The 14,576-nt window shown below is 44.5% G+C and carries 13 protein-coding genes; 9 read left to right on the forward strand and 4 right to left on the reverse strand.

Annotated elements, in window-relative coordinates:
* Positions 1 to 175: 175 nt before the first annotated feature.
* From FHW89_RS16000 to FHW89_RS16035, 8 genes are all read left to right on the forward strand, one after another.
* On the forward strand, positions 176 to 1,135 hold the full coding sequence (locus tag FHW89_RS16000) for an AAA family ATPase (protein WP_371742462.1): 960 nt from the start codon (positions 176 to 178) through the stop codon (positions 1,133 to 1,135).
* Between the two features lie 157 nt (positions 1,136 to 1,292).
* Positions 1,293 to 2,174 carry a DUF58 domain-containing protein gene (locus FHW89_RS16005; RefSeq protein WP_172336062.1) on the forward strand — a complete coding sequence of 294 codons (882 nt, stop codon included), beginning with the start codon at positions 1,293 to 1,295 and terminating at the stop codon, positions 2,172 to 2,174.
* Positions 2,171 to 3,151, forward strand: coding sequence for a BatD family protein (locus FHW89_RS16010; protein WP_216650589.1), 981 nt, complete (start codon positions 2,171 to 2,173; stop codon positions 3,149 to 3,151). Before FHW89_RS16005 ends, FHW89_RS16010 begins: the two co-directional genes overlap by 4 nt.
* Positions 3,148 to 4,149, forward strand: coding sequence for a VWA domain-containing protein (locus tag FHW89_RS16015; RefSeq protein WP_172336063.1), 1,002 nt, complete (start codon positions 3,148 to 3,150; stop codon positions 4,147 to 4,149). The genes FHW89_RS16010 and FHW89_RS16015 overlap by 4 nt, the downstream gene beginning before the upstream one ends.
* Before the next feature lie 118 nt (positions 4,150 to 4,267).
* On the forward strand, positions 4,268 to 5,308 hold the full coding sequence (locus tag FHW89_RS16020; protein WP_172336064.1) for a VWA domain-containing protein: 1,041 nt from the start codon (positions 4,268 to 4,270) through the stop codon (positions 5,306 to 5,308).
* On the forward strand, positions 5,305 to 6,069 hold the full coding sequence (locus tag FHW89_RS16025) for a tetratricopeptide repeat protein (protein ID WP_172336065.1): 765 nt from the start codon (positions 5,305 to 5,307) through the stop codon (positions 6,067 to 6,069). Before FHW89_RS16020 ends, FHW89_RS16025 begins: the two co-directional genes overlap by 4 nt.
* A gap of 108 nt (positions 6,070 to 6,177) precedes the next feature.
* Positions 6,178 to 8,007, forward strand: a complete 1,830-nt coding sequence (locus tag FHW89_RS16030) for a BatD family protein (RefSeq protein WP_172336066.1) — start codon at positions 6,178 to 6,180, stop codon at positions 8,005 to 8,007.
* A gap of 145 nt (positions 8,008 to 8,152) precedes the next feature.
* Positions 8,153 to 8,902, forward strand: coding sequence for a tetratricopeptide repeat protein (locus FHW89_RS16035; protein ID WP_253952247.1), 750 nt, complete (start codon positions 8,153 to 8,155; stop codon positions 8,900 to 8,902).
* Between the two features lie 111 nt (positions 8,903 to 9,013).
* On the opposite strand, the gene FHW89_RS16040 is transcribed toward FHW89_RS16035, so the two are convergent.
* A complete protein-coding gene (locus tag FHW89_RS16040; RefSeq protein ID WP_172336067.1) occupies positions 9,014 to 9,904 on the reverse strand; it encodes a PfkB family carbohydrate kinase in 891 nt (296 codons plus the stop codon).
* Between the two features lie 321 nt (positions 9,905 to 10,225).
* Here FHW89_RS16040 and FHW89_RS16045 point away from each other — a divergent pair, with 321 nt between their 5' ends.
* The gene (locus FHW89_RS16045) at positions 10,226 to 10,627 is read left to right on the forward strand and encodes an EthD family reductase (protein WP_172336068.1); all 402 of its coding nucleotides are present in this window, start codon (positions 10,226 to 10,228) and stop codon (positions 10,625 to 10,627) included.
* A 324-nt stretch (positions 10,628 to 10,951) separates the two neighbouring features.
* Here the strand turns inward: FHW89_RS16045 and FHW89_RS16050 are convergent, their stop codons facing one another.
* The 3 genes from FHW89_RS16050 to FHW89_RS16060 form a co-directional block, all read right to left on the reverse strand.
* Positions 10,952 to 11,689: a heavy-metal-associated domain-containing protein gene (locus tag FHW89_RS16050; protein ID WP_172336069.1), complete on the reverse strand. Its 738-nt coding sequence runs from the start codon at positions 11,687 to 11,689 to the stop codon at positions 10,952 to 10,954.
* 106 nt (positions 11,690 to 11,795) lie between these two features.
* The gene (locus tag FHW89_RS16055) at positions 11,796 to 12,356 is read right to left on the reverse strand and encodes a helix-turn-helix domain-containing protein (RefSeq protein WP_371742460.1); all 561 of its coding nucleotides are present in this window, start codon (positions 12,354 to 12,356) and stop codon (positions 11,796 to 11,798) included.
* A 152-nt stretch (positions 12,357 to 12,508) separates the two neighbouring features.
* Positions 12,509 to 14,449 carry a VWA domain-containing protein gene (locus FHW89_RS16060; RefSeq protein ID WP_172336070.1) on the reverse strand — a complete coding sequence of 647 codons (1,941 nt, stop codon included), beginning with the start codon at positions 14,447 to 14,449 and terminating at the stop codon, positions 12,509 to 12,511.
* Positions 14,450 to 14,576: the final 127 nt, after the last annotated feature.

Raw genomic sequence — 14,576 nt, forward strand, 5'->3', positions numbered from 1 at the left:
TTTTAACATTTAAGAGGGCATTTTTTTTGGCGAAAAAATGTTAGTGTGAGTAAGTTTGCCTACCGAACAAAAAAGAAGCATGGAAGAATTAAAAAGTAATACCGAAAACGTTTCATCAGGCGCTGTTACGGGTAGCGTATCATATTCAACCGATATCAGGGCGCTGAATGAAATGATACAAAAAGAAAGCGCTTTTATCGATATCCTGAGAATGGAATTGGATAAGGTGATCGTTGGACAAAAATATATGGTGGAGCGATTGCTGATCGGTTTGCTGGCCGACGGGCATATCCTTTTGGAAGGTGTTCCGGGACTGGCGAAAACGCTGGCCATCAACACGCTGTCAAAAGCTATTCAGGCCGATTACAGCCGCATCCAGTTTACGCCCGATCTGTTACCTGCCGATTTGCTGGGAACGATGATATACAACCAGAAAAAAGAAGAGTTCATCGTGCGTAAAGGTCCGCTGTTCTCTAACTTTATCCTGGCCGATGAGATTAACCGTGCACCTGCCAAAGTACAAAGCGCGCTGCTGGAAGCGATGCAGGAACGCCAGGTAACTATTGGCGATAATACCTTCCCGCTGCCAAACCCCTTCCTGGTACTGGCTACCCAGAACCCGATTGAACAGGAAGGTACCTACCCGCTGCCCGAAGCCCAGGTTGACCGTTTTATGCTTAAAGTAGTGATCGGCTACCCCGAGAAGGAGGATGAAAAAAGAATTATCCGCGCCAATATATTACCAGGCGGCATGCCAAAACCAACGGCCGTTATCAAACCCGAGGAAATTGTGCGTGCCCGCAAAATTGTAAGGGAAGTGTACATGGACGAAAAAATAGAGCAATACATTGTGGATATTGTTTTCGCTACCCGTTTCCCTGAGCAATTTAAACTGGCGCATTATAAAAACCTGATCACTTTTGGCGCGTCGCCAAGGGCCAGTATCAACCTGGCGCTGGCCGCAAAAGCTTACGCGTTCATTAAACACAGAGGTTACGTGATCCCTGAGGATGTGCGTGCTATTTGTCATGATGTACTGCGTCACCGTATCGGTTTAAGCTACGAGGCCGAAGCAGAGAACATCACCTCAGAAAATATTATTACAGGGATATTGAATGTGGTAGAAGTACCGTAAGAAAAGAATCAAGAGATAAGAACCAGGATAAAAGAATCAAGATATTAAAAGTCAGGAATCAAGAAATAAGAAGCAGTAAATGAATTGCGGCGGGAGTTTAAGATTTTGTCTTGATTCCTGACTCTTGATATCTTGATTCCTTCTCCCCCCAAACGCTATGGCTAAGGATACCAAAGAACTGCTGAAAAAAGTAAGGAAGATCGAGATCAAGACCCGGGGTTTAAGTAACCACTTATTCTCGGGCGAGTATCATTCGGCTTTTAAGGGCCGTGGTATGGCTTTTAGCGAGGTGCGCGAATACCAGCTGGGCGACGAGATCCGTACCATAGACTGGAACGTTACCGCCCGTTTTAACCACCCTTACGTAAAGGTGTTTGACGAAGAACGCGAGCTTACCTTTATGTTGCTGGTTGATGTGAGCGGCTCCGAAAACTTTGGAACGCAAAATCAACAAAAGCAGGATATAGCTACCGAGCTTTGCGCGGTGCTGGCGTTTTCGGCTATACAGAATAATGATAAGGTGGGGGTATTGTTTTTTAGCGATAAGATCGAGAAGTTTATCCCGCCCAAAAAAGGCCGCAGTCATATCCTGATGATCATTCGTGAACTGATCGACTTTAAGCCCGAAAGCAAAGGAACCAATGTTGCCGAAGCGCTAAAATTCTTTACCCGGGCTATCAAGAAAAAATGTACCGCCTTTATTATTTCCGATTTTATTAGTCCGGCTTTTGAGGACGAATTGAAGATCGCCAATAAAAAGCACGACCTGATTGCCCTGCGCCTGTATGATAAACATGAAGAAGTGTTCCCGAACCTGGGCCTCATCCCGATGCAGGATGAAGAAACCGGCGAGCTGCTTTGGATCAATACCTCCGATGAAGCCGTGCGCACAGCTTTTAAAGCCGAAGGGCTAAGGCGAAATGCACAGTTAAAGGAAACCTTTAACCGCTCTGGTGTTGATTTTACCAGCATAGGTACCCATGAATCATACGTTAAACCACTGATGACATTATTTAAAAAGCGGGAAGGCAAAAGATGATAAAGTGCTTTATAAAACACCTGCTATTGTTAACTATACTGCTTACCGGGTTTGTTTACCAAAGCAGTGCCCAAAATGTAGAAGTTGACGCCAGGATTGACCGTAAGGTTATTAAAATAGGCGAGCAAATACAACTGCACCTTACTGCCCGCATGCCGGTGAAGGATGGCGCTCAAGTTGAGTTTCCGACACTGGCAGACAGCATCGCCAGTAAAGTTTTAATAGTAAGCGGTAAAGCCGATACCGTAGTAGATAAAAATAATGCCGGTATCGAAACTATAGGGCATCATTATATCATTACTTCATTTGATAGCGGTGAGTATGTGATCCCTTCGTACGCGTTCCGTACCGCGGGTGGCGAACTTAAAACCCAGCCATTGAAACTGATAGTGGCCACCGTGGCGGTGGATACCACAAAAGCCGCTTATGACATTAAGCAGCCGCTGGTTGTTCAGTATACTTTTTTAGACTGGCTGGCTGACCACCTGGCGCTGGTGATCGGTATAGAAGCAGCTATCATCATCGGTGGGGTGATCTTCCTGATCATTTACCTGAGGAGGAAGAATAAAAAAGAGGTGGTGGTTGAAGAGCCCAAACCTATTGTACCTATCCACGTTATAGCGCTTCAAAAGCTAACCGAACTGCGTAACCGCAAGCTATGGCAGCAGGAGCAAACCAAGCAGTATCATACCGAGCTTACCGATATTATGCGTGATTACCTGGAAAATCGCTATGTGATCAAAGCACATGAGCAAACTTCTGATGAGATATTTACCAGTTTGCGGTATATGGATATTACCGACGAGAACCGCAACGCGCTGCGCCAGGTACTGATACTGGCCGATTTGGTGAAATTTGCGAAGGAGAAACCAACGCCGCAGGATAACGAACAAAGCATGGATAACGCCGTAGCCTTTGTGAACAGAACGCAGCAAGCCATTCAGCCACCCATTGTAAAGCAAGAGGATAACAAATGAGCTGGTTTAAAGGAATAGAATTTGCCCACCCAGGATTTTTCTGGTTGTTTTTAACCATCCCGTTAATGGTGGCCTGGTACGTTTGGAAACAGCGCCAGCTGCAGGGTACATTGGGCGTACCTACGCTGAAAAGTTTCGCCATTAAAAAAAGCAACATGGCCCGTTTCAGGCATGTGGGTATCGTACTGAGGTCATTAGCCATTGCGGCCATAGTTGTGGCGCTGGCAAGGCCGCAATCGTCATTAAGCTGGCAAGACAGTACCACCGAGGGTATCGACATTATGATCGCCTCGGATATATCAGGCAGTATGCTGGCCGAAGATTTTAAGCCCAACCGCCTGGAAGCCGGTAAAAATATCGCTATTGACTTTATCCGGAACCGTCCCGACGACCGTATTGGTCTGGTGATCTTTAGCGGTGAAAGTTTTACGCAGTGTCCTTTGACAATTGATCATGATGTACTGATCAACGTATTCGCTGACATCAAGAACGGGATGATAGAGGATGGAACGGCCATAGGCATGGGCCTGGCCACAGCCGTAAACCGTTTAAGAACCAGCACCGCCAAAAGTAAAGTAGTTATTTTATTGACCGATGGTTCAAACAATTCAGGGTCCATTCCTCCTATTACCGCTGCCGAGATAGCCAAACAGTTTGGAGTAAGGGTTTATACCGTAGGTTTGGGTACCAATGGCTATGCGCCTTACCCTGTGCCTACACCAATGGGCATCCAATATCAGCGTATGAAAGTTGATATTGACGAGGGCACGCTGTCAAAGATAGCTACTATTACCGGTGGCAAGTATTTTAGGGCCACCAATAACGAAACACTGAGACAGATATACACACAAATAGATAAGCTGGAGAAAGCCAAGATTGATGTAACCCAGTACCGCCGCAAAACAGAAATGTTTTTGCCCTGGGCCATCATCGCGCTTGGACTATTGGCGCTCGAGTTTTTATTAAAAAATACCCTATTTAAGGGGGCGTTGACATAAGTTTCAGTATCAAGTAGTTAGTATCAAGTATCAAGATGCCTCGTTTTCTTGATATTCCTAAAAGGAAGAAAGTCTTGATACTTGATACTAACTACTTGATACCAAATAATAAAAAAAGATGCTACGTTTTGCACATACAGATATTTTATGGGGATTGCTGGTTATTCCGGTATTGATTCTGCTGTTTATTTTGGTAAGCCGCTGGAAAAGGAAGGCCATTGCCTCATTGGGCGATAAAAATGTGGTACGCCTCATGATGCCGCAGGTTTCGTTATCAAGGCCATGGCTTAAGTTCATCTTTTTTGTGGTGGCCTATGCCATGCTGATCATCGCCGCGGCCGATCCGCAGCTGGGTTCAAAAACCGAAGAAGTAAAACGCAAAGGCGCCGATCTGATGATACTGCTCGACGTATCTAACAGTATGCTGGCGCAGGACCTTGCGCCAAACCGCCTGGAAAACGCCAAACGTGCCATTTCACAACTGATCGACAGGATGCATGACGATCGTATAGGGTTGATTGTTTTTGCGGGCCAGGCCTATGTACAATTACCCATGACTACCGATTACTCGGCAGCCAAACTGTTTTTAAATACCGTAAACACCAGTATGGTACCTACACAAGGCACGGCCATAGGTGCGGCTATTGACCTGGGTGTAAGGTCACTCGACTTTAAAAACGGAACTGGTAAAGCCATGATCCTGATAACCGATGCCGAAAACCATGAAGATAATGCCATGGAGGCCGCGGCAGCAGCTAAAAGTAAGGGCGTAATGATGAATGTTATCGGTGTGGGCTCGGCAGAAGGCGCTCCTATTCCCCTTGATCCGAATGATCCGCATAGCACATTCCGTACCGATGAAACCGGCAATAAGGTGATCACCAAACTGAATGAACAAATGGGTAAGGACATTGCCGTTGCAGGCGGCGGCATCTATGTAAGAGCCAATAACTCAAACAGCGGTTTAAGCATCGTGATGGATCAGGTGGCCAAGGTACAGCGTAAGGAATATGATAATAAATCGTTCAAAGATTATGAAGACCGCTTTCAGTTTTTCCTGGCTATAGCCCTGGCTTTATTGGTGGTGGAGTTTTTTATATCAAACCGTAAAAACATGCGGTTAAGCGGGTTAAAATTATTTGAGGTTAAAAAGTCATGAAGCAATATATCATCATAGTTGTATTAGTGCTGCAGGCTTCGGTACTTTTTGCCCAGCAGGAAAAAAAGTATATCAGGCAGGGGAATCAATTGTATCAGCAGCAAAATTATAAGGATGCCGAAAGCAACTACCGGGTATCCATCGGCAAACAGGGTAAAACTGTGGCCGGTAACTTTAACCTGGGCGATGCCTTGTATAAGCAAAAGAAATATGCCGATGCCGGGCAACAGTTTGCCAAGATAGCCGCATCAAGCAAAAACAAAGAAGTGCTTGCCAAAGCCTATCATAACCTTGGCAACTCCATGCTGGAGTCAAACAAACTGGAAGAAAGTGTTACGGCGTATAAAAAATCATTGCTCAACAATCCACAGGATGAGGAAACACGCTATAACCTGGCCTATGCGCTGGAGAAGCTGAAACAAAAACAAAATAAGGATAAGAATAAAAACAACAAGAACAACAAAGACAAGAATAAAGATAACAAAGACAATAAGGACAAGGATAAGAAGGACAAGGATAAGAAGGATCAGGATAAAAAGAACGACGATAAGAACAAGGATAATAAAGATAACAAAGACGGACAGGATAAAAACGATCCGAACAAAAACAACGGCGGTCAGAAACCCGATCCAAATAACGTATCCAAAGAAGATGCCGAGCGGATGCTGGAAGCGCTGAACAACGACGAAAAGCAAACGCAGGATAAGCTAAAAAATAAAAAACAAAAAGGTGCCAAAGTGCACATAGAAAAGGAATGGTAATTGAGGAGTGAGAGCGAGTTGCCAGAACGGGGTTGGATGTAAGATGGGTTAATCTGGCTCTTACACCGGAATCACGCTCCCCGCCACCTGGATCAGATAAAAGAAAGAATGAAAAGAAAATACTTCATATTGTTATTACTACTGCTGAGTACAAGCATGCTTTTTGCTGCCGATATTCATTTTACTGCATCGGCAAGTAAAACGGAAGTGGGCACAACGGAGCAGTTTGAAGTAACTTTTACGGTTAATAATAACGGCGACCGTTTTACACCGCCTTCGTTTACTGGTTTTTTGGTAGTATCGGGGCCAAATGTGTCTACCAGTATGGAGGTTATCAATGGTAACTCATCTTCAAGCATGGCTATTAGCTACGTACTGATCGGGGTAAAAGAAGGGACTTATACTATTGGCCCGGCAACTATTTTTTCGGGCGGAAAGCAATTAAGTACTAAGCCACTAAAGATAAAAGTTGTAAAAGGCTCTTCATCTCAACAAAATAATAATGCTGCCGCCGCAGCTGCCCAATCGCAAAGTGCGCCCGACAGTAGGGTTACCATGAAAAGGCCAGGCACCGATATTGCTAAGTCGTTATTTATCAGGGCCGAGGTTGATAAAAGCAACGTATACCTGGGCGAGCAGATCACCTTAACTTACAAATTGTACACCAGGGTAGCTATTGTAGGCAGCGAACCTGATAAACTTCCCGATCTGAATGGCTTTTTCAGCCAGGAAATTAAAAATCCGAGTCAGAACCCAAATTGGCATGTGGAAACTTACAAAGGCGTAAAGTTCAATGTGGCCGAGATGAAAAAAAATATCCTGTTCCCCGAACATACCGGTAACATCAATATTGACCCCATATCCATGCTGTTTGTGATACGGGAGGCCGCCAAGGCAAGCGACGACGACATGTTCGGTCAGATGTTTGGCGCCTATAATGATGTTAAATACAAGATCAAAAGCGAACCTACAGTTATTCATGTAAAACCGTTACCGCCGGGAAAACCCGATGGCTTTGCCGGGGCGGTGGGCAAATTCTCCATCAGTACATCACTGGATAAAAAGGAGCTCAAGGCTAATGACCCACTCAATTACAGCATTAAAATTTCGGGTACAGGGAACCTGAAACTATTAAAGCCATTGAGCCCCGTATTCCCCGCAGATTTTGAAAAGTATGATCCCAAAACCGAGGATACCATTGCCGAAAAGGAGAGCGGCGAAACGGGCACCCGTATCTACAATTATTTGCTGATACCGCGGCACGAGGGCAATTTTAGCATCGACCCGGTTAAGTTTGCATACTTTAACCCAGCTACCGGCAAATATGTATCGCTGCCAACCCAGGGCTTCAAAATAAAGGTGAACAAAGGGACATTGGAAAACAATGTGACCGCCTTTTCGGGTAGCGATAAGCAGGATGTAAAATTGCTGAACAAGGATATCCGCTATATAAAAACCAGCGGTGATATCACCAAAAACGGCGAAGGTTTTTATGACTCAGATTTGTACTACAGCTTACTTGCTTTTGGTCCGCTGTTGTTTGTGGGTGCCTTGATATATGGTAAGTGGTACGAAAGGCATAACAGCGATGTTGTAGAGGTGAAAAAACGTAAAGCAGGAAGAATTGCAGCCAAACACCTGGCCAGCGCGCAGGCGCAGTTAACGGCCAAAAACTCCAAAGCTTTTTATGAAAGTGTGTTCAGGGGCTTATATGGGTATTTAAGCGACAAGCTGAATATTGCTGCTGCTGATCTGAATCGCGAAAAAATAGCTTCGGAGCTGAAAGCACGATCGCTGGATGAAGGACTGATCAACGAGCTGCTGGATACGCTCGACTTATGCGATATGGCACGTTACGCCCCGGTATCGAGTGTATCAGAACAGCAGGTATTTGACAAAGCTAAAAGCATGATCAATGACATTGAAGATAAACTATAGATGTGCAGATATGCAGATGTGCGGATGTGCAAATGAATCACTAATTCATAAATTATTAAGGATGTATAGATGTGCGGATGTGCAAATGTGCGGATGTGCAAATGTGTCTGGCAACACGAAACCGGTTTCACGCACTTTATTACGCATGATTTATTTGTTATTGCTTATCATATCGCCCCTGTTGGCTTTCGGCGATGATGCTACATCTGCGCTATTTAAAAAAGGTAATGCCGAATATGCCAAAGCGCAATACCCGGCGGCCATAGCCTCCTACCAGAAACTGGTTGATGGGGGGTATCGCTCGGTAGCGGTTTACTTTAATTTGGGTAATGCCTATTACAAAAACGGCGATATACCATCGGCACTGCTGTATTATGAAAAGGCGCACAAACTTTCGCCGGGCGATGAAGATATCCATATCAACCTTCAGCTGGCCAATTTGAAAACTACTGATAAGTTGGAAGAAGCACCTGAGTTTTTTATTACCAAATGGTGGCATGGCTTTATCCTGGCCTGCTCCCTCGGTACACTGGCTGTACTGAGCGTGCTATTGATATTGGCTGGTTCGGGCCTGTTGATCCTTTACCGTTTCACTTTATCAGTTACGGTTAAGAAAGTATCCTTTTACTCGGCTATAGCGTTGGTGTTTTTAGGACTGGCTTGCATTTTTGTGGCCGGTAGGCAGGCTGATTATTTCGACAGTCATCACGAGGCTATTGTTTTCAGCGGTTCGGTAACCATCAAAAGTGAACCTACCCTGAAGTCGAAAGATCTGTTTGTACTACACGATGGCACCAAGGTAGATATCCTGGAGCATAGTAACGATTGGGTAAAGATCAGGCTATCCAACGGCAACGAAGGCTGGATAAGCGCTACAGATATCAGGGAGATATAAGGAGATGGCGGTCCATAGTCGATGGACCATAGACCATGGTTTTATTGCAACTCGACCATGATTTATTAGTTATAGACCATCGACTATGGTCCATGGTCTATCGACCATCAACTATAAACAGCAAATGTTTTTCTCGCCCACTTCCAACAAATTCAGTACATCCTCTTTAGTGCCGGTAAATGGTCCCGATGATTCTATTTTAAAGCTGGCCATGGCTGCCGCGAATTCGCCGGCTTCCTGGAATGCAGCTCCTTTGATGCGTTGATATAAGTATCCGGCCATATAGGTATCGCCGCAGCCGGTGGCGTCAACAACCGCTGTGGGGATGTAGGCGGGTACACTGTAAAACAAACCGCCGGCATAAATTACCGAACCCATGCTGCCCAGGGTGATCACTACTTCCTTCACGCCCCAGTCGGCCAGTACCAACGCGCCTTTTTTAATATCTGTAAGGCCGGTGAGGGCTTCCAGCTCATGCTCGTTAACTTTTAAAATATCGATGTATTGCAGGGCTTCTTTTTTGGCAGGCCAATCAACCGGGATCACGTTTTTGTCTTCTACCTTACGTAAATAGCCTTGAGCATCTAATGATACCCTGCCGCGGCTGCTCAGTTCTTTGATGAGGCTAACGGGGATATCATCAGCCAAAAGCGGACCGAGGTGAAATATTTGCGCGTCGATCCCCTGCAGTTGTTCAACAGTAAAAGGATCGGCTTTCTGCAACACGCGCTGGGTGCGGTGGTCCTGATTGCCGGAGTAAATATTCTCGAAATATACGGTATGGGCGCAGGTTGATGCATGTACTTCGGTCCCTTTGGCGCGTAAAGCGTCAACGGTTGGCATTTCATTTTCGGCAAGCGAAGTTACCAGCGTATAGCTCACATCCATATTACGGATGGCGCTCGAAAAGTAAAAAGATGTACCGCCGGCCATGTGTTTAACCGCCTGTGGTGTCACCACTTTATCCAAAGTAATATGCCCTATGCAACAAATATCGTACATGAAATTCCCCTTTTATTAACCAAAGCCCCTGTTATTTTATACCCGGAGCAAACCGCAAAGTTAGATAATAAGATGGTTTTTAAATGTATAATGCTGGTTACATGCAAAAAAATGACATATAGTGGGTAGTTTTAAAATAGATTTTTACCCAGTTGATTCATAAATAAAAGCTGATCAGCCCTTAAGGTGTAATGTTTCCGGGCGTCTGTGCGTATACCTAAAAACCGGTATTTTGCAGATCAATTGTATTGAATGCTGCTGAAAATTAGGCTGATCCTCACTTTTTTCAATATATTTAAAATTAACCTTAAAAACCATAAAATGAAAGCAAAAACAATTCTATTGCTCCTGTTTTTGGGTCTTTCTGTAAGTTGCCTGCAAGCTCAAACTACAGATGCACCCAAAGTAAAAAAAGGCATGATCAAAGTAACGGTCCTTTACCCCAACGGCGAAGGAAAAACGTTTGACATGGACTACTACACCAAGAACCATATGCCGCTGATGGCAAAATTCTTTAACCTGAAAATTTACGCTATTGATAAAGGGATATCAAGCGGAACACCTGGCACTCCGGTTCCGTTCCTGGCCATTGGTTACCTGTATTTTGATAAGCTTTCTGATTATGAAACTGCCCTTGCAAAGCATCTGGACGAGATCAGAGCCGATTTTCCTAAGTACACCAATGTTACGCCACTTATCCAGATCAGCGAAGTGGTTCAATAATATTCAAGCAGATAATTCCGCAAAATATTGCGTATATTTGTATGTATAAACAGCCCGGTTTTCCGTCAAAAGAGGAAAGCCGGGCTGTTTTGTTAAGTGAGAATAGAGCCCAAAAACCAATCGTTTGGGGTGTGGTTTTTTGATAGTCAATATTTTAAGACTTTTTAAACCTTTCAAAACCCGTCAAAAATTTGTTAAAAAGTGTTAAAATCGATGGTTTGGAGCGAATTTTCGAGTGTTTTTGAGCCATTTTTATCCTGTTTTGGGCAAAAAAAGTGTTAAAATTTAAGGTTTAAAAAGTTTTTTGGGTAACCTGCAGGTTTCTTAAAGGAGGGTCACCAACGTTACCCCACTCATCACGATCATCAGGGCATCTTCCACGATTGTAACGGTGCTCATGGGCAGATTAAAAACTGCTCCGAGGCAGGCACACTGAATTTTGCGTTTGTTTAGTACACTTTGCAGCACGCCGATCAAACTCATGGTCATCACCACAAAAGTGACTACATTCACCGCCAAAGGCAGAATATCCAGGGCGAAGGCTAAACCCAGTCCCAGCTCCACAAAAGCATAAATATAACCCCATGCCCTAAAGCGTTTGGCTACAATATCATACATGGAGTAACTATCGGCAAATCCCTGCAGGTTAAGTAGTTTAAAAAAGGAAAAAGTGAGGAAAAAGCCGCTCATAAACACGCGCATGGCCGTCATGGTCATAAAGCCGTGCTCCATATACCCGGCTATAATAGCGATGGTTAAAATATAGGCGAAAATGAGCAGAATGGGTTTGTAGGTGGCCAGCCAGCTGTGGTTTTCCCCGTCCATATCCATAGGCATGGCTTGATGAGTATTTTGTACTTCACTGAGCTGGTATTTGGGGTAATCTTTCAGGGCATCCTGTAAAGCAGCAGTTGGAATATGTTGAGCCATGGTGATATCCGCGGTACCTTCTGCAAGAGAAATATCTACCTTTTGCACATCTTTCAGTTGGGATAGCAGGGTTTGTACTTTATTTTGACAACCGCCGCAGGTCATGCCGGTTATTTGATAAGTATGTGTCATGATTTGTGTGATTAAATTGATAACACAAATTTACCCACAGCACGGCTGGTTGGCCTTACAGAATTATGGATGGATGTTATAAGATTTTTATCGTAGAAGAGTCCGCTTATACATCATCGATATTTTTGCGGTGATGACTTTGCAGCCCCTTAAATTGCGATGGCGTTAGCCCGGTTACCTGTTTAAACTGGGCCGAAAGGTGCGCCACGCTGCTGTAACCTAATTGGTAGGAGATCTCAGACAGGCTCAGCTCGTTATAGATCAATAGTTCTTTTACCCTTTCAATTTTTTGGGCAATGTAATATTTTTCGATGGTGGTACCCTCTACAGACGAAAACAGGTTGCTCAGGTAGCTGTAATCATGATGCAGATGATCAGCCAATATTGCCGAGAGCTTTAGTGTTTTGGTAGTATCGGTATAATGCACCAGTTTAATGATCTCCGTTTTTATCTGTTCTATCAGTCGACTTTTCTGGTTGTCGATCAGTTCAAAACCCAGCGATGTAAGGGATTTTTCCAGCTCCTTGATTTGTTGTGCTTCCGGGTTTTGCTTCAGTGATACTTCGCCAAGTTCTATGCTTAATGGTTCCAGACCGGCTTTTTCGAGTTCGGTTTGCACCGCCGTTTTGCAGCGGTTACATACCATGTTTTTGATGTACAGTTTCACAGAATTCAGATGTGCAAATATGTAGATGTGCAAATATGCAGATTTCAGATGTGCAAATGCCCCGATTTCGGATTTGAAAGACGAATTATGACCTCAAATCCATTATTACCACATTTACAATCCGCACATCTGCATATTTGCACATTTGCAATCTACTCTTCCGCTGCTAAAACCTTGTTGTTTGGGCTCAGCAGTTTGGCGCTTTCGGCCAGTTTAATGAACTCGGCCCGATAGCCTTCACTGTCGTCGCCTTTAGCTGCACGGGCCATTTTAATAGCCTGATCATAGGTGGCATGCTGTTTGAATTGCGAATCGCGCAGCAACATCCCAAACTCAGCTACAGCGGCCGCGAACCTAAAATCAGTTGAGGTGGAATTTAAGGCTACAGGTTTATCATAAACTTCCACATGGCTCATTTTACTAACGGATGAGGTTGGCTGTTTGTACCGGAACTTGATGGTCAGCATTTCATCAGATGAACTAGTATAAGCTACGGACTTTGGTTTTTGATATTTAAGCGGATCAACACTGCCCGAGTAATCATCTTTAACACCGGCAGGCACTAACTCATAAAAAGCGGTTACGGTATGGCCAGATCCCATATCGCCTGCATTTTTTTTATCGTTGTTAAAATCCTCCTTGTTCAGGGCGCGGTTTTCGTAACCCAGTAAACGGTAAGCCTGTACTTTGGCAGGATTAAATTCTACCTGTAGTTTTACGTCCTTGGCAATGGTAAACAGGGTACCACCAAATTCGCTGATGAGGGTTTTGCGGGCCTCGGTAATATTATCGATATAAGCATAGTTGCCATTGCCTTTATCGGCCAGGGTTTCCATTTTACTGTCTTTATAGTTACCCATGCCAAAGCCCAAAACGGATAAGGATATACCGCTTTCGCGTTCTTTCTCAATCAGTTTTTCCATATCGTCATCGCTGGATGCGCCTACGTTAAAATCACCGTCGGTAGCCAGCATTACGCGGTTATTACCACCTTTCATGAAGTTTTCCATGGCAATTTTGTAGGCCAGTTTAATGCCAGCGCCACCAGCTGTTGAGCCGCCTGCCTGAAGGTTATCAATAGCGTTGTTAATGGTGGTCTTTTTGTCGCCCGATGTAGCCGGTAATACCACCCCTGCTGCGCCGGCGTATACTACAATGGCCACTCTGTCTTGCGGACGTAATTGGTTAACCAGCATTTTTAAGGACGATTGTACCAATGGCAATTTGTTGGGTTCATACATCGATCCCGATACATCTATCAAAAATACCAGGTTGGAGGCGGGCAGTTTATCATTAGCGATGGTTTTTGCTTTTAAACCGATACGTAACAAGCGGTGATTGCTATTCCATGGTGCGGCAGAAAGTTCGGTATGGATTGCAACCGGCTCGTTATTGGTTGGCCCAGCCAGGTTATAATGAAAATAATTGATCATTTCTTCAACCCGAACCGCATCAGCAGGAGGCAGTTGCCCGTTGTTGATAAAACGCCTTACGTTGCTGTAGGAGGCCGCGTCAACATCAACGGAAAAAGTAGATAGAGGCTCGCTTTCAACGGTTTTGAAACCATTTTCATTGATGCCTTTATAGCTTTCATTGTCAGCAGCAGGAGCGGGTGCTACCGGTGCATTCATAATTTGAAAAGCCTTGTTGGAGTGCCTTGTGGTCTTGCTAACAGCAAGCCCGGCTACCGGGGCCGAGTACTTTTTATCGGCTTGCGGCGCAATGATCGTGGCTACAGACCCGGTTACACTGCTTTTGTGCTGCACGCCATAACCTACAACTACCACTTCGTTTAAAGCTTGGCTTGATGCTTTCAGATGAACGTCCAGCGTATTGCTTTTGCCGATCTTTATAGTTTGCGACTCAAAGCCTACAAAACTGAAAGTAAGTTTGCTTTTGCCTTCGGGTAGATCAATAGTATAATGCCCTTTGATATCGGTCTGCGTACCTTGATGACCGCCTGTTACGATTACCTGTGCGCCGGGCAGAGCCTGGTTTTTATCGTCATAAACCGTTCCGCTGATGTGGCGTGCGGAGGCTGGCTTAAATCCGGTTAAGCCTGCGAGTATTAAAATGAATAGTAGCTGTTTCATTTGATAATTATTGATTTACTGATTTAGTGAATTAGTGATTTTTATAGCTACAGAACCTCATCTGCATATTTGCACATCTGAAATCTGCGTATTTGCTTTCATTTTAATAAGGATGTTACAGCAGCTT

It is taken from the genome of Mucilaginibacter sp. SG564, assembly GCF_013149275.1.
In the GTDB taxonomy this organism is placed as follows: Bacteria; Bacteroidota; Bacteroidia; order Sphingobacteriales; family Sphingobacteriaceae; genus Mucilaginibacter.